Annotated in this window: 18 protein-coding genes and 1 pseudogene; 10 read left to right on the top strand and 9 right to left on the bottom strand. The window is 39.6% G+C overall.

Translation table 11 applies throughout. The annotated features are described in order from the left end of the window. The first annotated feature begins 32 nt into the window (after positions 1-32). The 3 genes and pseudogenes from R50912_RS09675 to R50912_RS09665 all read left to right on the top strand — a co-directional run. The gene (locus R50912_RS09675) at positions 33-950 is read left to right on the top strand and encodes an ArsR/SmtB family transcription factor (protein ID WP_042234324.1); all 918 of its coding nucleotides are present in this window, start codon (positions 33-35) and stop codon (positions 948-950) included. Positions 951-1,091: 141 nt separating this feature from the next. Further along, positions 1,092-1,511, top strand: a complete 420-nt coding sequence (locus tag R50912_RS35550; RefSeq protein ID WP_063840069.1) for a hypothetical protein — start codon at positions 1,092-1,094, stop codon at positions 1,509-1,511. A gap of 157 nt (positions 1,512-1,668) precedes the next feature. Then, positions 1,669-2,556, top strand: a pseudogene (locus tag R50912_RS09665) (SpoVR family protein); the annotation flags it as partial. A gap of 215 nt (positions 2,557-2,771) precedes the next feature. On the opposite strand, the gene R50912_RS09660 reads toward R50912_RS09665, so the two are convergent. The 6 genes from R50912_RS09660 to R50912_RS09630 all read right to left on the bottom strand — a co-directional run bounded on the left by R50912_RS09660 (position 2,772) and on the right by R50912_RS09630 (position 10,856). Next, positions 2,772-4,193, bottom strand: a complete 1,422-nt coding sequence (locus R50912_RS09660) for a restriction endonuclease subunit S (RefSeq protein WP_052416165.1) — start codon at positions 4,191-4,193, stop codon at positions 2,772-2,774. Between the two features lies 1 nt (position 4,194). Further along, on the bottom strand, positions 4,195-5,664 hold the full coding sequence (locus tag R50912_RS09655; protein WP_042234322.1) for a class I SAM-dependent DNA methyltransferase: 1,470 nt from the start codon (positions 5,662-5,664) through the stop codon (positions 4,195-4,197). A 36-nt stretch (positions 5,665-5,700) separates the two neighbouring features. Next, positions 5,701-8,061 (bottom strand): EcoAI/FtnUII family type I restriction enzme subunit R, encoded by a 2,361-nt coding sequence (gene hsdR / locus R50912_RS09650; protein ID WP_042234320.1) that lies wholly within the window; start codon positions 8,059-8,061, stop codon positions 5,701-5,703. A gap of 305 nt (positions 8,062-8,366) precedes the next feature. Next, the gene (locus tag R50912_RS35545) at positions 8,367-9,422 is read right to left on the bottom strand and encodes a hypothetical protein (protein ID WP_042234309.1); all 1,056 of its coding nucleotides are present in this window, start codon (positions 9,420-9,422) and stop codon (positions 8,367-8,369) included. A gap of 5 nt (positions 9,423-9,427) precedes the next feature. Then, positions 9,428-10,228 carry a DUF7662 domain-containing protein gene (locus R50912_RS35540; protein ID WP_063840068.1) on the bottom strand — a complete coding sequence of 267 codons (801 nt, stop codon included), beginning with the start codon at positions 10,226-10,228 and terminating at the stop codon, positions 9,428-9,430. Next, the gene (locus tag R50912_RS09630) at positions 10,215-10,856 is read right to left on the bottom strand and encodes a GIY-YIG domain-containing protein (RefSeq protein ID WP_042234306.1); all 642 of its coding nucleotides are present in this window, start codon (positions 10,854-10,856) and stop codon (positions 10,215-10,217) included. Before R50912_RS09630 ends, R50912_RS35540 begins: the two co-directional genes overlap by 14 nt. A 118-nt stretch (positions 10,857-10,974) precedes the next feature. On the opposite strand from R50912_RS09630, the gene R50912_RS09625 reads away from it, so the two are divergent. Beyond that, positions 10,975-11,277 carry a hypothetical protein gene (locus R50912_RS09625; RefSeq protein WP_042234303.1) on the top strand — a complete coding sequence of 101 codons (303 nt, stop codon included), beginning with the start codon at positions 10,975-10,977 and terminating at the stop codon, positions 11,275-11,277. Further along, positions 11,267-11,590 carry a hypothetical protein gene (locus R50912_RS09620; RefSeq protein ID WP_042234300.1) on the top strand — a complete coding sequence of 108 codons (324 nt, stop codon included), beginning with the start codon at positions 11,267-11,269 and terminating at the stop codon, positions 11,588-11,590. The genes R50912_RS09625 and R50912_RS09620 overlap by 11 nt, the downstream gene beginning before the upstream one ends. A gap of 38 nt (positions 11,591-11,628) precedes the next feature. Here the strand turns inward: R50912_RS09620 and R50912_RS09615 are convergent, their stop codons facing one another. After that, complete coding sequence (locus tag R50912_RS09615; RefSeq protein ID WP_052416161.1) at positions 11,629-12,939, bottom strand: competence protein CoiA family protein; 1,311 nt, start codon at positions 12,937-12,939, stop codon at positions 11,629-11,631. Positions 12,940-13,199: 260 nt separating this feature from the next. Continuing rightward, positions 13,200-13,904, bottom strand: a complete 705-nt coding sequence (locus R50912_RS09610) for a restriction endonuclease (protein ID WP_081956442.1) — start codon at positions 13,902-13,904, stop codon at positions 13,200-13,202. 128 nt (positions 13,905-14,032) lie between these two features. Between R50912_RS09610 and R50912_RS09605 the strand changes: the two genes are divergently transcribed. Beyond that, positions 14,033-14,608, top strand: a complete 576-nt coding sequence (locus R50912_RS09605; RefSeq protein WP_042234299.1) for a hypothetical protein — start codon at positions 14,033-14,035, stop codon at positions 14,606-14,608. Between the two features lie 70 nt (positions 14,609-14,678). On the opposite strand, the gene R50912_RS09600 is transcribed toward R50912_RS09605, so the two are convergent. After that, on the bottom strand, positions 14,679-15,899 hold the full coding sequence (locus R50912_RS09600) for an IS256 family transposase (protein WP_042234297.1): 1,221 nt from the start codon (positions 15,897-15,899) through the stop codon (positions 14,679-14,681). 593 nt (positions 15,900-16,492) lie between these two features. Between R50912_RS09600 and R50912_RS09595 the strand changes: the two genes are divergently transcribed. The 4 genes from R50912_RS09595 to R50912_RS09580 all read left to right on the top strand — a co-directional run bounded on the left by R50912_RS09595 (position 16,493) and on the right by R50912_RS09580 (position 20,805). Beyond that, positions 16,493-16,693, top strand: coding sequence for a hypothetical protein (locus tag R50912_RS09595; RefSeq protein WP_042234295.1), 201 nt, complete (start codon positions 16,493-16,495; stop codon positions 16,691-16,693). Continuing rightward, the gene (locus R50912_RS09590; protein ID WP_042234294.1) at positions 16,690-18,183 is read left to right on the top strand and encodes a recombinase family protein; all 1,494 of its coding nucleotides are present in this window, start codon (positions 16,690-16,692) and stop codon (positions 18,181-18,183) included. The genes R50912_RS09595 and R50912_RS09590 overlap by 4 nt, the downstream gene beginning before the upstream one ends. Then, positions 18,170-19,735: a recombinase family protein gene (locus R50912_RS09585; protein WP_042234292.1), complete on the top strand. Its 1,566-nt coding sequence runs from the start codon at positions 18,170-18,172 to the stop codon at positions 19,733-19,735. Before R50912_RS09590 ends, R50912_RS09585 begins: the two co-directional genes overlap by 14 nt. A gap of 725 nt (positions 19,736-20,460) precedes the next feature. Further along, the gene (locus R50912_RS09580; protein WP_042234290.1) at positions 20,461-20,805 is read left to right on the top strand and encodes a helix-turn-helix domain-containing protein; all 345 of its coding nucleotides are present in this window, start codon (positions 20,461-20,463) and stop codon (positions 20,803-20,805) included. The last annotated feature ends 194 nt before the right edge of the window (positions 20,806-20,999 follow it).

Here is a 20,999-nt window from a genome sequence, read left to right as displayed (position 1 = left end):
GAAGCTATATTGATCCCGATGAGGAGGTACTTATGTTCTTAGAACTCGATGAGAATGGTATTTCTGTTTTGAAAGCACTGGCCTCTGACACAAGAGCTTCCATTCTCAAACTATTGTTACATACACCGCTTACGGTCAGTGAGCTCGCGAAAAAGCTAAACTTAAGCAAAGCTATCGTTTCACGCCATATCCGGTTACTGGAGGACGCCAAGATCATCAAGCTCCAGGACAACTTAGAGGTTACTGATAGCCGAAAGAAGAATTTCATTCTTGCTGTTGATCATATTGCCCTCAACTTACCGAAGAAGCTCCATCTTCCTTTTAATGTAATTACTAATGAAATTAAGCTCGGATACTATTCTAATTTTTCGGTCACCCCTACATGCGGATTAGCCAGCCCCGCCAAAGTAATCGGAAAGTTAGATGATCAACGGACCTTCGTATCCAATGACCGGATCGATGCTTCCTTACTTTGGTTTGCCGAGGGCTTCGTTGAATATATGATTCCGAATGAGTTCAACCACAATTTCACTGCAGAATTATTAGAGTTATCCTTAGAGCTCTCTTCAGAGTTTCCTGGTTCCAACAATAATTGGCCAAGTGATATCGCTTTTTATATCAACGATGTTTTTATAGGCACCTGGACGGCTCCAGGTAATTTTTCAGATGTGCGCGGGAAATTAACACCAGCCTGGTGGGATAATGAACTAAGCCAGTACGGCCTTTTGAAACATTTAAGAGTCACCAAGAAAGATACTGGAATAGACGGTCAAAAAATATCATCGGTTACCCTTGCCCATTTAAAGATCGAAGATTCCCCCTTCATCAAGCTGAGGATTAGTATTGATGATCATTCTAAGAACAAAGGTGGACTTACTATTTTCGGGGAGCACTTTGGAAATTATTCACAAAATATGCTACTTAAAATATTCTACACCGAGGTAGAATAATAAATATTTAGGCTGGCTTCGAATCTCCAAGGGGTTTACGCAAAGAGGCTCTCCATGAACGATGTACATCGTTTTGGAGAGCTTTTATATGGATCATATTCTGATACAATATAAGGACAAACCAAATTCGAGGTGCCAGCCATGCAATGGGAAGAGGTTCGGAAGATTTATCCCAATCAATACGTCAAGCTGCAAATCCTTGCATCACATACCGAAGGCAACACTAAGTTTGTGGATGAAGTCGCACTGATCCGTGCTATTCAAGATCCCCAAGAAGCGACTATGGAGCTTCTACAATCTAAGGACGGCGTGATTGTGTCACATACCGGAAATGAAAAATTGAAGGTTGAGATTCGTGTTTTTTGTAGACCGAGAGTGGCTCGAATGGCCAGAATACATACAGATGAACAAAAGAAGCAAATGACTTCGATTATCTTCAATGATGAAGGTGTTCTCTCCCAACTTCAACAAGCTCAAAAGGATCGCAGAGATGGAATTTCCACATACAGTGACAGCGAAGAGGAGTTTGCCCAGTTACTGAACAAGACCCAGAACGAATAAATAGCCTAACCTCTTTGCGTATTCGCTGTGGGATAGGCTATTTTTTGTACAATAACTCATCTGCCCTCTCATGCCTCACTCTTCCCCATCATACTCCCTCCCCTCCGCCCATATACATAAGAAGAACGGTTCACAAGCTGGAAGGAGAGATGGATGCATGCCCGGTGATGAGATTAAAGCGCTGGAACGGGCGATTGCCGAGATTACGGAGATTGCTACCGGCTTCGGCCTCGATTTTTATCCGATGCGTTATGAGATATGTCCTGCGGATATCATTTATACCTTCGGTGCCTACGGGATGCCCACCCGGTTCGGACATTGGAGCTTCGGTAAGACTTTTCATAAAATGAAGTCGCAATACGATTTCGGCCTGAGCAAAATTTACGAGCTCGTCATTAACTCGAACCCGTGCTACGCCTTCCTGCTCGACGGCAACTCCCTGGTGCAGAACAAGCTAATCGTAGCCCACGTGTTGGCGCACTGCGATTTCTTCAAGAACAATATGCGCTTCTCGATGTCCAACCGGGATATGGTCGAGAGCATGGCGGCCACCGCCGACCGGATCAACGATTATTCCGTCACCTATGGAACGGATGCGGTAGAGAGCTTCATTGATTCGGTGCTGGCGGTCCAGGAGCATATCGATCCCAGCCTGATCCAGCCGCGCAAGCTCGGCAAGACCCATCTGCTCGAAGCCAAAATGAAGGAGCGCAAGGACTTCCCGCCCGGCGGTCCCGGACCGGCACATGCCTACAGCGAGCTGTGGGATCTGGAAAAAGGCCCGGATGCCGATACCCCCGCGCCGGAAACCGCCGGCAAACGCACCTTCCCGCCCGAGCCGGAAAAGGATATCGTCTGGTTCATCCAGCAGTATTCCACCGCTCTGGAGGATTGGCAGCGCGACATCATGACCATGCTGCATGACGAAATGCTCTATTTCTGGCCGCAGATGGAGACCAAGATCATGAACGAAGGCTGGGCTTCGTATCTCCAAGGTGCTTACGAAAAAAGGCTCTCCATGAACGAAATAGATCGTTTTGGAGAGCTTTGTGTGTGTTGAGTATTCAGTGAGAGCATCTGACGAAGTGTTCCCGCCTTGTTTGGGTTTTCTTAGCATTCGATTTAATAAAGAATCATCATCAGATACCAATCATCGTATTCAGCAGATCGTATGACTAATAATTTGGCACAGTAAAGAGTGCCCCTCACAATTTGTAGAAGTTACTGCATAGAGGGGCAGTCATCATGGCGGTCCTTCTTTTACTCCACCAACTGCTTACAAAAGGGCATTAATTCTTCTATCTTAGCTACAATTCGTTTTTGTTCTTCAAGTGGGGGAAGGGGGATGATCATCTTTTTCAAATGAGTAGGTCCATAATGTTTTATTGTACCTCCTGATTTCTGTTCATTAATTTGCTTAATATAACAACTCGATTTTATAAAGAACCTAAAATAATCCTTATTTACATTCACATACATTTTAAATCTAATCTGACCAGTGTATGGTATTGAACCAACTGTTTTATCAGTCACTTCACATATCTTATCCATTGATGCGCTTGTACTAATTACAATATCACCTGGGTCTAATTTATAATGGCTCCATCTTTTTTCAACCATATCAGGATCTAAATAATTGCAACCTTCTAAACTCAAGTCATCATTTTGCATACCAGAAATTCTAATTAAAGGGACACCTGAATCTCTGAAATCAATAGCTAGTATGCCAGGTCCTTCTTGAAAATATGACATCTCAGGTATTCTTACCCACTTCCAACTATCAGGAATGTCAAACGGTATCTCATCCTCTGTTATTGCTGGCAGTGGTTTTTCCTTCTTAATCTTGCCTTCCTTAATCAGCTTAACTTTTTCTTCTTGAATCTGCTGATATAGTGCTTCGGCAGTACCCTCTTCATCTCGTTGTTCAACCAATTTTCCTTGGATAGCATATTGCAGAATGGATTTCTGCACATCCTCTGGAAACTTCTTATTAAACACCTCTAATTTAGAATGGGCATCACCGTATTTCTCAACATAAGGCATTAATTCTTCTATCTTAGCAACGATTCGCTTTTGTTCTTCGAGTGGGGGGAGAGGAATTAAAACTTTCACAATATTACCTACTGCTAATCCTGGTTGCGCTGTTGCTGTTGCATATTGATTTAAATTAAGTGCTCTTAAAAAATAACCACACCACATAACATCTGTTTTATCAAAATGATCAACGACTACCGCATGTTCTGTTGCGTAAAATTTCTCCTTAGCATAATTAATATTTCCACACAACGCACCTTGCCGTCCAATTAATGCGTATTTACCATCTCGATTAAAAATCTTTACGTAACCTCTCAAACCGTTTCCACCGTAACAAGGATATTTATATTCTTCTGACTGATTTTCGTTAATATCGGAAGCAGACATGTTTTTACCAGCTTGCAAATTAAGTATTTCTCCAATCCTCACCCATTCCCAACTTACTGGAATGTCAAACGGGATCTCATCCTCTGCTATTGTTTGAAGTGGTTGTTCCTTCTTAATCTTCTTCGCTTTTATAAACCGCTCTTTTTCAGCCTTTATCTGCCCTAGAAGCTCTGTTGCAGTTCCCTCTTCTGCTCTCTGTTCAACCAGCTTTCCTTGAATCGCTAGCTGGAGGATGCTAGTTTTCAAATCCTGTGCATTCATCCTAATTACCTCCAAGCATAGAAGTAATCTGCTCTAGTACATGATCGATTTCAGCATTGAGTGAGGCTCTTTTTTCTTGATATTGATGTATCAAATCCATTGGCTCTAAAATTACTTCTTCCTCACGGGAAAATCCACATAAATCAATGTTATAGTTTAAGGCTGCTATCTCACTAACTGAATATTTCTTAGCTTTTGGGAATCCGTCAACTTGGATTTCTTCTCGTTCGTTCCACCAAGTTAAGGCTGGCTCAAAATGCTCCATCTTCATCGGTTTTGTCTTCGAGAAGTTCTTATAGCCTTCTGGCATATCCAGGCGATAAAACCAAGTTTCCTCTGTTGGGTGCGTGTTATCGAAGAATAAAATATTCGTTGTTATCGACGTATAGGGAGCAAATACGCTATGAGGTAACCTCACAATCGTATGGAGATTATACTCGCCGAATAATTTCTTTTTGATATTAACTTTGGCATTATCCGTCCCAAACAGGAATCCATCTGGAATGATGACGGCACATCTCCCATTTTTCTTAAGTCTGTACATGATGATATTGATGAATAAGTCGGCAGTCTCAGAGCTTCTAAGGTCTGATGGGAAATTGACTTTAACGCTATCCTTTTCATTGCCACCATATGGCGGATTCATAAGTACCACATCAAACTGCTCCATTTTCCTGTATTCTTTGTAATCTGTTTCTAACGTATTGCCATGAATAATGTTTGGGTTGTCAATATCATGCAACAGCATGTTGGTAATACATAGAATGTGTGGGAGTGCTTTCTTCTCCACTCCATATACAGAGTTATTATAAATGTCTCTGTTCTCAAGGGAGTTTCCAACCTGCGTCTCTAGAGCATTTAGAGCAGAAACCAAAAATCCACCCGTACCACAAGCAAAATCCCCAATTTTTTCGCCCAGAATCGGCTTAATCACTTCTACCATAAAATCGGTTACCGCTCTTGGTGTATAAAACTCCCCTGCGTTACCTGCGCTTTGTAAGTCTTTCAGGAAAGATTCGTAAATCGTACCAAAGGTATGGCGTTCTTCGTATTCTGTAAAATCAATCTCACCAATGATATTTATAACTTGCCGCAGTAACACGCCATCCTTTTGATAGTTGTTGGCATCTTCAAATGCATATTTCACAATGACCTGGTTCATAGGTGTTTCATCATCGATTTCAAGATTTTTAAGGGTCGGGAAGAGCGTGTTGTTAACAAAGGTTAATAAAGAATCGCCAGTAAGTGCTTGACCATCTTTCTCATCTACAGCCCAATCTCTCCACTTTAAGCCCTCGGGAATGATTGATTTGTAATTATCATAGTACAGTTCCCATGCTTCTTCTTTTGCATCATAAATTTTTAGAAATAGAATCCAGACGATTTGTTCAATCCGTTGAGCATCGCCATTAATCCCTGCATCATTTCTCATTACGTCTTGAATTCTTTTAACAAAATTAGTTACTGCCATTCTTGTTTACCTGCCTCGTCGTGTTAGTTTTTGGTGTTATGCGTAGTAAATCTCGTTCTCTAATTCCTGAACCGCCTTCTGGTACGCATCTTTTCCACCGAAGGCCTTGACTATCTTCATAGGACTTCCGAATTTGGAAAACTCCTTGAGTTGGAGTACTTTGGTTTCCTCAATTTCTTTGATGCCTTCATCAGCATACTTATCAAGCAATGTCTCTAATACTTGCTGTGCCAATTCAGAATACTTATAAAGATAATGACGTTTTTTTACGTTGTTTGCTCTTTCAGCTTTGGTTAGAGGTGGTTTATCATAGGCTAAATGACAGATCAAATCGAAATCATCCAGTTCAGTTTTACCTAATTCTTCTCTTACCGCATCCAGTAATACGCCTTCATCCTTTAATTCGTCTATGATGGCTTGTTTTTTTTGAGCTTCTGTCCATCTTCTAAGAAAATCATCTAGCCTTGCGTACTGTTGCAGGATATTTTTCTTAGTATAATCTATAAGACTCTCGGTAATAAGCTTACCATCCTTATCCAGATACTGAACCCTTTCTGAAAGGACCTTTACGACAACATCACCAATATAATACTTTTTAGGTTTGTCTTTATCATCAAAACCGTCTGTGTTGTAATCCCCTTCTGTTTCAATGACGCCACCTGCATTATTGTAACTATCTGTTTCATAAAAAAATTCTTCAATTGGTTCGATTACTGGCTCATCGCCATTAATCTCCAATACGACTTCTGGCTTTCCATCAAATGCTGGGTCAGCAAATAATCTGCTGGCATTACGAAAATCCATGATCGTGAAATATGTCTTTCCATATTCTTCGAGAAGCCTTGTTCCTCTTCCGATAATTTGTTTGAACTCGGTCATTCCATTATCACCAAAATTGTTGTCCAGCACAATCAATTTACACATTTTCGCATCCACACCAGTAGTCATTAATTTACTGGTAACTGCAATAACAGGGTATGTACTTTCTTCGTCGATGAAATATTCGAGTTGTGCTTTTCCTTCATCATTATCCCCTGTTATACGCATGATATATTTATTATTTGCAGCATACAGATCCTTGTTTGCATTAATCAGAGCTTGTCGCATTCGCTCCGCGTGTTCAATATCCACACAGAAAACAATCGTTTTGCTAAATCTGTCTGTCTTCTTTAAAAACTCAGTAATCTTGGCTGCAATCACCCTCGTCCTGTCATCAATAACCAAGGTTCTGTCGAAATCCTTGACATTATATTCTCTATCCTCAATTTCATAGCCATTTTTATCGACTTTCCCAATCTCAGGCCGATACCCTTCAAGGTCCTTATCAAGGCCAATTCTTATCACTTTATATGGGGCTAAATAGCCATCATCAATCCCTTGCTTTAAAGAATACTCATAAATAGGCTCACCAAAGTAAGCTTGGCTTGAGGTTTCCTTCGTTTCAATAGGTGTAGCAGTACATCCTACATGGGTGGCTGATGAAAAGTAATCCAAGATTTTTCTCCATGCAGAATCCTCTTTTGCGCTGCCTCTATGACACTCGTCTATAACAATCAGATCGAAGAAGTTCGGTTGGAATTGCAGATAGGCTTCTTCTCCGTCATCACCTGAAAGCTGCTGATACAGAGCAAGATAAATCTCATAGGAACTGTCTAGGGTTCTGTTCTCAACCTTTGTCATTTTACCGCCAAATGGCTTGAAATCACCTGATATCGTTTGGTCTACCAATACATTTCTGTCCGCTAAAAATAATATTTTCTTCTTTAAGCCAGCCTTCCAAAGTCTGTATATGATTTGAAATGCCATAAAGGTTTTACCCGTTCCAGTGGCACATACCAATAATACTCGATCTTGTCCCTTTGCTACTGCATCCACAGTTCGATTAATAGCTATACGCTGATAATATCTAGGGATCTTGTAATTAGGCACATAATAATAAGGTTCGAGAAGCACCTTTTCTTCTGCATCGGTTACATTCTTATCCTTTAAGTATCTTCTATATAAGTCCTCTGGCGAGGGAAACTCTTCAAGACTTAGTTCACTTACTTCACCCGTGATTAAATTTTGCTCAATAAATCCATCCCCATTGGAAGCATATACATAATAGATGTCGAGTGCTTTTGCATAGGCAATGGCTTGCTGCAAACCTGCACCAACTGAATGATTGTTATCCTTTGCTTCAATGACAGCTAGAGGAAAATTGTTTTTATAGAACAGAACATAATCCGCTCTTTTCCTCTTGCCTCTGGTTGTGACATTACCACGAAGTATGATTCTGCCAGCCGTAAAAGCATATTCCAGACGAATTTGTTTTTTTATATCCCATCCTGCATTAGTGATTGCTGGTGTGATATATCTGGCTTTGATATCTTCCTCAGATAAATTTTTCTTTGTCATTTGCTTAGTCCTTTCCATCTGATTTTATCTGGATGAATATTATGAGTTCTTATCAAGCGTGGTTATGTATACAAGCTAACTATCAGAATTGGTTCACGCTGATCACTACTACAATCCAGTTTGAATTTAGTTCTATGGACTTGATCCACATCCCGACTAAAAAACTTTTATTCGACAATGATTCTTTGCTGTTCGTCATCTCTCACCTTTGGAGAATTAATCTTAAAATGCAAGATAATGCATGGGTAAATATTCCTAACCCTATATTAACATGTATAAATACATGGGGATATAAAAATGAGGACTCAAGTTGAGTCCCCTACATTTGTTTCATCTATACGTCTTAGCCAGGCATCGAAATAACTTCTGCTGAGGTTCTCCACCCAATGATTACATAATAGATAATCATAACCATAGATCGAATACGCATCACTGTAGAATCTCGGCCGTCCGTTAATATTCCGTTGTTCGGTCAAGGAAATAGTCGGGTCGACCTTCTTCAACACAGGATAAGTGATATTGAATGTTTTCTTAGAATAATCCAGTCGCTGCAACCGTTCAATTTCTTGCACAGTCAATATATCATTCGCAATCAAGCGTTCAAAACTGGATTTAACAAAAGCACCAATCTTTATTTCCTCAGATCCTTTAAAATCGGCTGGCATTTTCTTAATCTTAAACTTACTTATCGACTGCCCTATACTCTGCTTATCCTCCGCGAAAAGATTATACATTTGTATACTTCGCATAAACAGCTCCGAAGTATCAGACACAGAATTGGATAAGGCTGTAACCACATTGAAGATTTTGTCCTTGAAGTCTTCATTGCACAGAAGCTCAAAACGAAAATCTAAACCTTTTGCATGGAACAGCTCCTGGAGTTCGGCTATGTAGAGTTGCAGCGGTTCACTTATTGCACTATATATTTTAGGAGCAGCAAATATAATATTTCCAGCATTCAAATTGAAGTACCCATGAATCGCCATAGCAGTGCGAATCATTTTCTTCAGTACTCTGGATATTGTTTCTTCCTTGGAGCCGTAATTTAAGCCATTCTCATGAAAAGCTACATCAATACCATATATGTTCTTAACACCGTTCTCCCCTCCTACTTCCATTCCCAAAGTATCAATCTCAGCTTGTTGAAGGAGTTGGGAGAATGAACTGTTCTGTTTAAACAAATCAAGGCTGTATTTCTGTTTAAAATACTGGCCTGAATCTTTCATCATACTTTCGACGACAGCTTCGTTATGAATTTCCCACGACTTCACCGATGGCTTCCAGTTCAACTGAACAAGCTGACAATTCTTTGCATGTCTCAGCCATGAGAGCATCAAGGATTCTCCGATTTCTATTTTCAACAGAGCTACACCTCATCGCCTATTTTTCTGAGTGCAGTCTTCTCTCCCAGCGTGACTGAATCCACTTCCCAACCAGCGAGCAGCCAGGATTTAGCCTGTGTATTCGTCAAAGCATTAGCCCACCACGGACGATATTTACTCGCAGATGCAGGCAGTGCGAAACCTAGTACCGTTTCGATTTGGTCTATAGTCATAATCACTTGATTACCTTCGGTACTCAGTAAATATCGATAGAGTGAAACGTATTTCCCAACGTTATTCTCCGTAAGATTCTTCGGCTGATCTCTATGCTTTTTCAAAGTAGGCCGTATATTGACTTCAGATGGTGACTCCAGTGAATCTCCAGATATCTCCTCATGTCCTTCCAGCGCGCGGGTCAACCTTTGCAGCATATAGCCGATCCCCGCACAATCGCTTAGAGGAAAGAACAATTCCTGTCCTTGATTAAATACCGCCTTAGCTCGATCCGCATAATGCTTGCCGCCCAGCACTGTAATCTCCTTGTATTTGAATAATCCACTGCTTTCAGCCTGCTCTTTCAATTCAGCAATAAGAATGGTCTCACTGGAAGGCTTAATAAAGGAAACGTTATAGTCCTCTGGAATGATATCCTCAGGATATAGAAAACCATATTTTGCAGACAGAATCACCCAATGATCGAAGAATGTTTTAGCATACCTTTGACAGGCTATCGCAAAAACACCTGTATAAACGTTCTCCGCTTTTACAGGTCCAATTGAAGGCTGCTTATCCCAAATCTTCGCGGCACCGCAGGGAATAATACAAAGCGATTTATCTCGATTCACTGGCGAGCACCTCGATTCTGTCAAAATCTTGGTTATTCAATGGTTCTTTATACAACTCGTTCACTTGCCAAAGTCCACTTCTTCTTATTTTTTCATGGGGTGATGACATCCCAAGCCATTGAACAGAAGGAGCGCACTCATCACATAATGATAGCGTAGATATGAGCCTGGATTCCAAAGACAAACGCTCTGGTTTATCTTCTATAGCCAGCACACAAAATGAGAAATGTTTCTGAATGTAATCACTGACTCTGCTCTCGATATTTGACTGATATGCTGGATCTACCAGATGACCATTATTAAGTTTAGCTTCCCGAGTTGTAAAATCGAGTTCCCATACACTTGTGTATGGATCTTTGTCTCGGTTCAGCAGGCACCTACCTATGTTCTTGCGAAATATACTTCTATCCTTATTCTCCTGAACAAAATGCTGCTTCAAACGCGACCTAAGTTGATTAGGGCCTGTGTGGGTACCAACTCGAACGATCCGATCTGCGCCATGCCCGTATTCCCCCGTTTCAAAAAGCAAATAGACCCCATTTCTGGGAATCACGTTGTCCTCGAAGGGAAAATGATGCCGAGTCATTTTATTGACTATCTCATGTAAGTTACAACAGTGTTGGCTCATACAAATTGGCCCCCTTTAGATCTAGAAAATTAGACATTCAAGTGTTAATAAATGTAATCTTAACACAATAAGATTGCTATTGGTTTATGATATAATGAGCGAAAGGAAGGTGAGCATAATGTCCATTTCAAAGGAACAATTGGAACAAAGTTTTCAGGGAAAATCTTACGTAGATCTTAAAGATTTGGTCCAGCTAATCGAAGAAAACTTTGGATTCAACGTTACGCTGCAAAGAAAAGATGGGCAGCCTACATTTACTGATGAACAGAAGAAGCGAATGACTACAGTAATTTTCAAAGATGAAGGTGTTCTGTCTCAACTACAGCAAGCTCAAAAAGATCGTAAGGATGGAATTTCCACATACAGTGACAGCGAAGAAGAATTTGCACAATTACTGAAAGAGGCTCAGAATGAAATCTGACCGATTCCAGGTTCTCTGGACCACTTACGCTCGGGTAGCTCTTGCCCGAATGAAGGAATATAACGTAGACCCCATGAACGTCTTCAGACGTTCTAAATCTGTATTAGCCGATGAGCCGAAATATAAAGCTGATGGAGTTTCTGACTTCCCTGGTTTTGAATTTAACGGTTACTACTGGGTGTTGATCGGTAATGTGATCATTATATACAGGATTGACGAGGATCTTCGTGAAGTGTATGTGGATGCTTGTTACTTTGCCAATACGGGGTTGTCGCATTATATTTTTTGGGGTATCGATCCTGACAACGAATAGCCCAACCACAAGAGTTCTTGGTAGTTGGGCTATTTTTATTATCTTATTCCTTCAATTTCAACAAGCCATTTACGAATCTTTGGATCATTTACTCTCCCTAAGGCATAAAGAACCCACTTTTTGACCTCAAGCCAAGTCAAACCATAATCGCCCAGCTCGTCCTTATGCCGTTTCAGGAACCAATAAAGCGATTCTGCTTCATACGGAGCAATCGTCAGAATTTTCAAGTTTGATATAGATGCTACTACATCAAAATCTGACGAGTAGGCTGTAGTTGCAGCAGCCTCTTTAATCGTCTGCCGAGTCAATTCTGAATAATTGTACCCTGTCTCCATTTGATTATTTTCGGCACCAGTATGCTGGTCCCTAAGTGAGGCTTCCCTTTGAATAGCATCAATTTGGAGAAGCACCTGATTTGCAAACTCTGTTCGGTCTCTATCCTCTTGCTCCTTATCGCTGAGCAGAATTTCATCCCTAATGACTAGGGCCTGCGAAATATTCATTCGATATCCTTTGGTTAACGCGAAGGCACGATACGGCGAGCGCATTAGATCCAGGATTAATCGGTATACAGAGAAGGTGATTTCATCACCAACAGAATGAACGTAATAAAGGCTTCTGACGTCGCTTTTTATTGTACCGTGAGCATTATAACCAAATAAAGTATAGAGATTGTATTCTGGAAACTCCTCGTATAACTCCTGAAGCAGCTTGTCCCATTTGTGGTCCTCTTCTGTCTTGATTACAAGTCCATACTCAGCTTCCCATAGATGTAGCACTCTACGCTCATAATCGTCCGCCAGTTCCCTGTCCTCCACAAACCAGATCGTCTCAAGCCCTTTGTCAGCAAAATATTTATTACGAGAATTTATCGCCTTAACCACTTTTTGATCACCGATTTGGTTCACATTTGTAAGGATTGAGACTGCAAATTCACGGCCATTCTTGTTAACGTAAATGTCAGGATATTGACTCCATTTTTCCATGGCCTTTTCTTTATAACCGTACTCTACCTTCAAGTCGGAACGGATCAATTCCTGCCCCTTCAGTTCGTTATAAATGATATCTCTAATCACGGTATGCTTCTGGCTTTCACGAGCCGTCTGTCTGTTGTATGTATCGTAAGCCTTTGATTCCTGACATGTCTGACCGCTAAGATGTGCAAAATGAATATCACGGATTTCTCCAGCCCGAAGCAGCAGTTGCTCATGACAGTATGGGCATGTCATGGCCTTTTTCTCGGCAGCTTTTTTGAATTTGTCAATTCCCCTCTCTTTTTCACTTTCTGCATATCTGCTTAGCTCTGATGTGATATTTAGAAGCTTCCCCTCATACATGGCAATATCCATTGTCAGCACTCCTGTGTAATCAGAATGAGAGCATATTCTACAGTATTCGAGGCGATTCCTCCATTATTTAGTTCAATTCACTAAATGTACACTTGTATGGTAAACCCAGAAACCTAAGACGCTATTTACGAAAGCTGTCCATAATGGTGAATAGAGAACGAGATCATACTCCATGGGGTTTCAATCTCATAGAAGCTAATTTAGCTAGATTTTATACATGCCTCGGAATCACCACACACAACAAAAAGAAGCTCTTGAACTCAATATTCAAGAACCTCTTTTTCAAATCCAACATATTGCTCGATTAGATTCAGTAGTTGTTCGCCGTTAAAGGTCAGAATTGATTTATTCTCTGTACATTCTAATGCCTGCTTAGTGAACTCCCCTGTTGTTATATAGAATCCTTCAAGTGCATTGAAATCAATCATCGCACTGTGGAACTTTTGAATATCTGGTCTACCCACTTTTGTCGTTGTATATCTTTTGCACTCCACTAATCGTACTTCCCCATTGCTTCGAAGTATAATGTCTTTGCCTCCATCTCCAGTGCGCTTAGTTACCTCGCTGTCAAAACCAGCACAACGAAATACACGTGCAATATACTCTTCAAATTCAAAAGGACACATTTTCTTCAGATGCTCCAAATTCCTTTTGCGTAATATCTGCCTTCTCTCTTCCTGATCGCGTTCTATTTGAAGGCGAATGAGTTCCGCCTTTCTTTTATTTTTCACTTCAAAAATAATCCAAACGAATAACAAGCACAGACCAACCAAAACACTAATAAATGCTGTTTGTACCAAGGGAGTTTGCTCTGAGAAATACGATTCAATATTTTGAGTGGCCGATACAATAGCTTTTATTATGCTGAATGCTACTAAGATCAGAAATGCTATCAATACCAAAATCACTTCTGATCTTCCTCTTTTGCTTCTGAAAGATCTGCCGCGTCGTCTTCTTCTTGCCATTATAATACCTCCCTAACGGGATAGTATTATTCCCCACATATAGCCGATTTGATGCAACGGACAACATAACTGAGCGGACTTCGCCATAGATATTAACAAACCAATCATTGGACAGAGGGGGATTAACAATGGGAAGCAATGAGCCTATTTCGTCAAAACAATTTCTGAGTAAAATCGAAGAAGGTCAGGCCAAACTGTATTACGACTTTGGAAAACGAGTACATAGTTATTTCGAGGAAACCATTAAGGAAATGCAACAATACCTTCAACAGCTCTCCCCACAAAATGAAGGAAGGATAATTGATGAGGCTGGATCGTACGAACAATCGCTTCATAACTACGAATTATTGCAGCAGGAAGTTGAGAAACTCAAACGCATCAACGAAAATCAGAAATTTCAAATCCAAAAACTTAAAGATGATAATGCACAACTTATACGTAAAGCAACGAAAACAAACACAAGAAAAATGAAGAATAAGAATGAGACAGATAATTTGAGCAGCCCCGATGAAACAGAGCCCAAAACGAGAAAAACGAGAACGCCGAAGAATATGAAGACAACTAAAACCTTTACAGTAGAAGAAGGTGCACATGAAAATGAGTTTGATCCTCAGGACCATAAATCTATGGATCGCAACGAAGAGGAGGTCGCTAAAGAAAATAAAATAAATGAAGAGAATACAGAGTCTAGTAATTCCCAATAAATCAGGGTCTGTCAATAATTTTGTGTAAACTCTTTTAAGCATAGGTTCCCCCGAGGGGGAAGTTGCGAATTTACCGCAAGTGTTGACCGACCCGATCGGGGAAAAAGACCGACAGCTGGAGTAGCATTTGGCCCCAGTTTTGGACACGTCCTGTCCATTTTCGAGTGACGTCCACGGTGGCCAGATAGAGCATTTTCAGCAAGGCTTCATCTGTAGGAAAGATGCTCTTCCCCTTCGTTACCTTGCGAAGCTGTCGGTGGTAACTCTCAATCATATTGGTGGTGTAGATGAGTTTACGAATCTCTGGCGGGTACTTGAAAAAGGTAGCGAGCTCGTCCCAATTATTCCGCCAAGAACGGATAATTAGTGGATATTTCGCCCCCCAAACCTCCTCGAAACGGTCGAGTTCAAGCAAGGCACCTTCTTCCGTAGCTGCCTTGTAAATGGGCTTTAAATCGGCGGTGACCTTCTTAATATCCTTGTACGACACGTACCTCGTGGAGCTGCGGATTTGGTGAATAATGCACTTCTGGATTTCAGTTTGGGGATAGCAGGCTGCAATGGCTTGAGAGAACCCAGACAGGTTATCTACGCAGATAATGAGGATATCCCCCACTCCACGATTCTTGAGTTCATTTAACACGCTGAGCCAGAATTTAGAGGACTCATTCTCACCAATCCACATGCCCAGTACATCTTTGTTTCCGTCCAGATCGATGCCAATAACCATGTAAGCAGCCTTGTTAATAATGGCTCCGTCCTGCTTACCCTTGAAGTGGATCGCATCCAGATAGACGACGGCATAGACGCCTTGCAGCGGCCGATTTTGCCATTCTTTAATGAGAGGCACAATCTTGTTCGTGACGTTGGAAATGAGCGTAGGGGAGACCTCAATGCCATACATCTGCCCTAAATGATCCTGGATTTCCCTGGTGCTGATCCCTTTGGCATACAGCGCAATGATTTGCTCTTCGATGCCCGTTACATTCGATTGGTGCTTCTTGACCACCAAAGGCTCAAACTCACCGAGTCGATCCCGAGGGATGGCAATCTCCTGTTCGCCGTACTCACTGACTACCGTTTTACGGCTCTTTCCGTTGCGACTGTTTGGTGTGAGCTTCGCCTTAACTTCATGCTTGCCGTAGCCTAAGTGAGTATCCATTTCCGCTTCCAGCATCTCTTGAATCGTCTCCGCAAACAGATCCTTTAAGGCGTTCTGTGCATCTTGTGCAGAGACCAAATTATTCTCCTTGATAAATTCCCGTAACTGTTGTTTTGTCCAAAGTCCCATGTGTTCTCCCCAACCTTTCTCTTACTTCCATTTTAATGGGTTTGAGAGTTTACACAAACTATTTTACAGACTCATAAATCAGTTTCCATGTAGAGATAGATGCTGTACCCCTTCCTTTTTGTTAAAAACGCTGTAGTGAAAATGATGAATTTGTACTTTAAGGCAAATGTATATGATCAATGAATACCCTAGAAGCCAACCGTATGTGGTTGGCTTCTTTTATATTTACGATAATACATAACGCTGTGACTTCTACATTCACCTCTTTCCCCCGAACTATTCATTTGTTTCTTTCGCTTAAACCTTCTGCTTTTATTAAGGTTCTATAGACGTACTTCATTAATCTCAGGTTCATTTATTTTGTTGTCCTTCTATGTTGATCATTCTCAAAATCACTATTCACAACAATGCTGGCATCGTTGTTTTCGGGTTTCTCATTTTAGTAGTAACTCCTCTCAGTTCCTTAGAATTTAGAGGCCATGTTCACGTATATAAATTGTTATTCACATATGTGAATAAAGATTGTAAGAAAAGACCATATTATCCCTTATGAAATTCTGTAATCACTTTCCACACTTAAAAGGAGATAGTTTATGAAGAGAACTATTAATGACAAAAAACTAAAAATCCGTTCGATAAGTTATGTTCATGATCCTGAAGCAGCTCAGAAATGGTTCGAACTGTACGTAGAAATTCTGACTGATGGGCTTATTCAAAAATCAGCAAATATGTGTTCAGAAGATCATATAAATGATTATGAAGACAATCTCTTATATAAGGATGAATTCATATGACTCAAACCGTTGCTTATTATCGCAGTTCAACTGATTTGCAAGAAGACTCTGTTTCTACACAAGAGTTCTATGCAATGCAATATTGTTCTGAAAAAATGCTGTTAATTGACAAAGAAATCAGTGACGAATTTGTCTCAGCTAAACTTACGCCTCTTACAAAACGTAAATTCAACCAGATTCTCGAAGGCATAAAAAAAGGTGAATTTAATACTTTGATTATCTATAAACGCGATCGACTTGCTCGTGATGTTATAGAGTATATGGAAATTTATTCGGTATTAAAAAAGTATAACGTCCAGGTTCACTTCACAACCTCTAATGAAGCTCCCATGCGGTACGATGAAACGGGAGAATTTTATGAATTGATTATGGCTGGTCTTTGTCAGCATGAAGGGGAGCAAATAAAACTTCGAATAAGTGAAGGTAGATCTGCTTCCTTTGAGCAAGGGAAACATAAAGGCGTCCTACCTTATGGATATCTAGTGGATAAAGATTCGGGCAAAATCTATGTACCACCTGAAGCCAAGAAGGATATTTTGTTTATTTATTCTGAATTGTTAAGTGAAAAGCACGCTACTCTAAACGACATAAAAATTTACTTAAAAAAACATAATATTCAGCGACTACGCTTAAAAGAAAGTAAAAAATTCAACCCAGTGTGGGAAGTGAAGGCAATAGAAGATATGATATCAAATACCATGTATATGGGCATCCGTCAAATGAATTTCAAAGGAAAGCTTCACACTTATGCTAGTAAAGATTATGCACTGCTATCCGTAGAAGAGTGGTACAGAGCACAAGAAATTTTAAAAAAAATAAAATCTAAGAAATCACGTAATAAGAGACCTATGGGTTCATTTTTACTTGAAAACTATATTATTTGCGATGAATGCAAACAACCACTCTCACCTATTATGCGTATGCGAAAAAAGGCTTGGGTTGGAGTTTACGAATGTAAAGCACATAAAATCAAATTGCTAAGTGATGATGTTGAATCGGAAATTCTCGATAATTGTTGCTGTCATTTTTTCTCTCTTTTATCCGAATACGGTGAGGATTTTTATAATAAATTTTTCAATGAAAACGTAAATAAAATAAAAATATTATCTAATAGACTCGACCAGATCATTGTTCTATTCAATACTCAGATTATTCATAATGTAACAAGATTAATGGGAACAAATAATGTTCATGAAAAATCACGATTAGAAAATAAACTAGTGACCATAGAACTTAAACTTAAACATGTTAAGGGTAAAAAGGAACAGTTATATCTTACAATAGAACAACTTAAGAAGTTGCCTGAACAAATCAACTTATTCAAAGATAAATCTAAATTCACCGATGCACTAAAGAATTTATCACATAATGAACGTCTGAAATTACTTAACAATATCATTATGTCTGCCTTTGTTACCCATGAAGGATTAAAACTATATTTGAAACATCCCATTAAAGGATCGGAGGAGATTTTTATTGAATATTCATAATGTCCTACTGCCAGGAAAAAAAGGGGCATTTTATGGTCGCCATTCAACCGAAGAACAAACGATTGATACTCAACTTCACTGGGCCAATGAATTAGCGAAAGAATTCGGCTGTGAAATTATTAAAGAATTTGTGGATATAGGTGTTTCCGCTGTTAAGAAAAATATGGCAAAACGCAAAGGCCTTACAGCGCTGTTGACCTACCTTGAAACTGCTGAAATTGACTTTGTTTTAATTTACGATCACACTCGGCTAGCAAGAAACGCAATGGAACATCAAAAAATCAGAGGATTTTTCAACAGCAAGAAAATCCCAGTAGTGATGTGTTCCACTAGAGATTTGTATAACTCAGGTGATCTTCTTGGAGAATTATTGAAAGACGGTTACAGTAAATATGAAGCCGACGCCATTAGGCAGCGTACCGAAGATAACCACTATAAAAAGATTAAAGAAGGTATTTATCGTGGTGGTAAGCTTCCTTTCGGATATGAATTTTCACCTGATGAGTATACCTTTAAGGTCCTACCAAATGAAAAAAATATTGTCGATGATATATTTCAGAAGTATCAAGAAGGAGAAGGCTTCCACTCAATAGCCTTGTCTTTAGAGAAAAAAAGTTTTCATGGTCGAGATTGGACTAAAGATGATGTAAAACTAATTATTACAAACCCATTTTATGCGGGGTATCTAACGGCAAAGCGTTTTCGTCCTAACAGCCACAGACAACTTACAGACAAAGAAGAGTGGATTATGGGATACTGTGAAAGAATAACACCATTTATTCGATATGAAGTGTGGGAATATTGTTATGAAACATATCGTTCAAAAAGAAAAGGTAATGTATCTCCGAAAAATTTCAAAACCCCCTTCTTCCTGCGTGACATTCTGTTTTGCAAAAATTGCAAAATGCCTTTAAAAAGTAAAAATCAGAAGAACAAGTACCACGGTAATCCAAATGGAAACTCAATTTACTATTGCGAGAATAAAGCATGCAGCCTTAGACTCGAAAAGAATAAGGTTCATGAAAAATTTATTGAGGAAGAAATGTCCGCAGTATTAATAAAATATCTCTCTACTCAACATAAGGACATACATGAGGAGATACTTGTCAACCTAAAGCAAAAAGTTGATAAATTAAGTCAACAAATAAAAGAGCTTGAAATAACAATAGAAGAATTCACTTTACAAATACGACGAACGGAAGTCGAATTACATTCCTTAGACTCCAATAAACCACAAGAATTAAAAAACAGCTTTTTAAGATATCGCATCTTACTTAAGGAGAAAATTAATAATTCACAGATATTGATCAATGAGAAGAAACTAAAGATTTCTTATATTGAGAACGTTGAATCTGATTTTCTACTCATGAAAAATTTACTGGCAACTACTATTTTGGCGGAGTACACTGGAGAAATTGATCCGCGCCTTCGAAGACTTTTATTGTATTTGTTTGAACGAATTGAAATTGGTCCTGACCTTGTCTATGATGTTACAGCTCGAATTGATTTAGAGAATGATTCGCCTATAGTACTAAGCGGCTTTATAACCTAAAGCCGCTTTTTTGCGCGTGTTTACTGGATTCTCGGTTTTTGGGACAAGTTTAATATCAATCTCGGTTTCAAGGTACGGAAAGCGATCGCTTTCCGTACCTTGAAACCGAGAATAAGTCCTAAATAGGCTTGTCTATTGGGGAACTGAGGGTTGTCCAACTAAGTAAAAACATCATGAAAAGTCTTCTCGGTTATTGGGGTGTTAATTCCAAAAGTAAATCAAATTTCTCGGTAATTAGGGGACATTTGGAATCCTTACATGTTCACCAGTTTATGAGTTCCTAATTTGGAGGTCGCTTGTACTTCAATCAACTTCTTAATTCACCCAATTTCCAATCGATAAAATTCAAAACTTAATGGTATTCTGACTTAGTTCAAACTAGCTACAAAAAATCCCGCTACTTAAAACAAAAACAGAGCCCGCTAACAGTAGCGAGCTCTTTCGCTTTTCATCACTTTAAGTGTGCTAATATTTCAGAATCAAATCACTCTCATCGATAAACAATTTATATTAATCGCCTTTACGTTATAACTCCTTATTATACTGATTCATTTCATCTTCAGTAATCCGCTGAATTACATTAAGAAACAAATCATGATATTGTTTAGCCGCTTCAGGATCATTCACGTATTTTACGGAATGAATTTGGGCATCCTTAATCTCTTGGTACCTTTTTTTCATGGGCTCAATTCCTTTCTAGTATTTTGAATTAAGGAGGCTACGTAATGCAGGAAATCGGTCAACAAATTCGTCAAATTCGCAATCGGAAAGGCATTAGTCTGAATGCCTATGCTAATGAGCTTGGCGTATCTTCGGGCTATCTTTCAAATTTAGAAACGGGGAAAACCCAAAACATAACCCTTAGTGTTCTAGAGCAATTGCAAAATGACCTTAACCTAATTCCATTTCCAACAGACGATAACGATGAGCTGCGAGTGCGACTTGATCGCGTATACGAACTTCTTGTAAATTTGCAAAACTATAAACCTGATGCCGTTGAATTTTTGCTTCGATGTGTCGAAGAAGGGTCCGAGGTCTTTCTGGCTCATTACACCTCCTCGCCTCGGTAATTGGTAATATGTGCTTTGTTAAGAAAAAGTATTCATAAACATGAACAATTATTTACAATCATGAATGACAACAGCTTCATACTCATAAATATGCGTTCACAACCGTGAATAATGTTCAAGCATAAGGGGAGTCTAACCTGCAATAGGTTGGCTCCCTTTTTGCTTGCGTTATCAGACCCATTACCATGCAAAAA

The sequence above is a fragment of the Paenibacillus sp. FSL R5-0912 genome, assembly GCF_000758605.1.
GTDB lineage: Bacteria > Bacillota > Bacilli > Paenibacillales > Paenibacillaceae > Paenibacillus_AQ.
This window is presented reverse-complemented; position numbering and strand designations above follow the sequence as displayed.

What these genes read in the sequence shown, in the direction of transcription:
- R50912_RS09610 (WP_081956442.1), bottom strand. Translation starts at nt 13,904, where the DNA reads ATGGCAAGAAGAAGACGACGCGGCAGATCTTTCAGAAGCAAAAGAGGA.
- R50912_RS09590 (WP_042234294.1), top strand. Translation starts at nt 16,690, where the DNA reads ATGACTCAAACCGTTGCTTATTATCGCAGTTCAACTGATTTGCAAGAA.
- R50912_RS09625 (WP_042234303.1), top strand. Translation starts at nt 10,975, where the DNA reads ATGTCCATTTCAAAGGAACAATTGGAACAAAGTTTTCAGGGAAAATCT.
- R50912_RS09630 (WP_042234306.1), bottom strand. Translation starts at nt 10,856, where the DNA reads ATGAGCCAACACTGTTGTAACTTACATGAGATAGTCAATAAAATGACT.
- R50912_RS09620 (WP_042234300.1), top strand. Translation starts at nt 11,267, where the DNA reads ATGAAATCTGACCGATTCCAGGTTCTCTGGACCACTTACGCTCGGGTA.
- R50912_RS09580 (WP_042234290.1), top strand. Translation starts at nt 20,461, where the DNA reads ATGCAGGAAATCGGTCAACAAATTCGTCAAATTCGCAATCGGAAAGGC.
- R50912_RS09660 (WP_052416165.1), bottom strand. Translation starts at nt 4,193, where the DNA reads ATGAATGCACAGGATTTGAAAACTAGCATCCTCCAGCTAGCGATTCAA.
- R50912_RS09595 (WP_042234295.1), top strand. Translation starts at nt 16,493, where the DNA reads ATGAAGAGAACTATTAATGACAAAAAACTAAAAATCCGTTCGATAAGT.
- hsdR (WP_042234320.1), bottom strand. Translation starts at nt 8,061, where the DNA reads ATGACAAAGAAAAATTTATCTGAGGAAGATATCAAAGCCAGATATATC.
- R50912_RS09615 (WP_052416161.1), bottom strand. Translation starts at nt 12,939, where the DNA reads ATGGATATTGCCATGTATGAGGGGAAGCTTCTAAATATCACATCAGAG.
- R50912_RS09655 (WP_042234322.1), bottom strand. Translation starts at nt 5,664, where the DNA reads ATGGCAGTAACTAATTTTGTTAAAAGAATTCAAGACGTAATGAGAAAT.
- R50912_RS09675 (WP_042234324.1), top strand. Translation starts at nt 33, where the DNA reads ATGTTCTTAGAACTCGATGAGAATGGTATTTCTGTTTTGAAAGCACTG.
- R50912_RS35550 (WP_063840069.1), top strand. Translation starts at nt 1,092, where the DNA reads ATGCAATGGGAAGAGGTTCGGAAGATTTATCCCAATCAATACGTCAAG.
- R50912_RS09605 (WP_042234299.1), top strand. Translation starts at nt 14,033, where the DNA reads ATGGGAAGCAATGAGCCTATTTCGTCAAAACAATTTCTGAGTAAAATC.
- R50912_RS09600 (WP_042234297.1), bottom strand. Translation starts at nt 15,899, where the DNA reads ATGGGACTTTGGACAAAACAACAGTTACGGGAATTTATCAAGGAGAAT.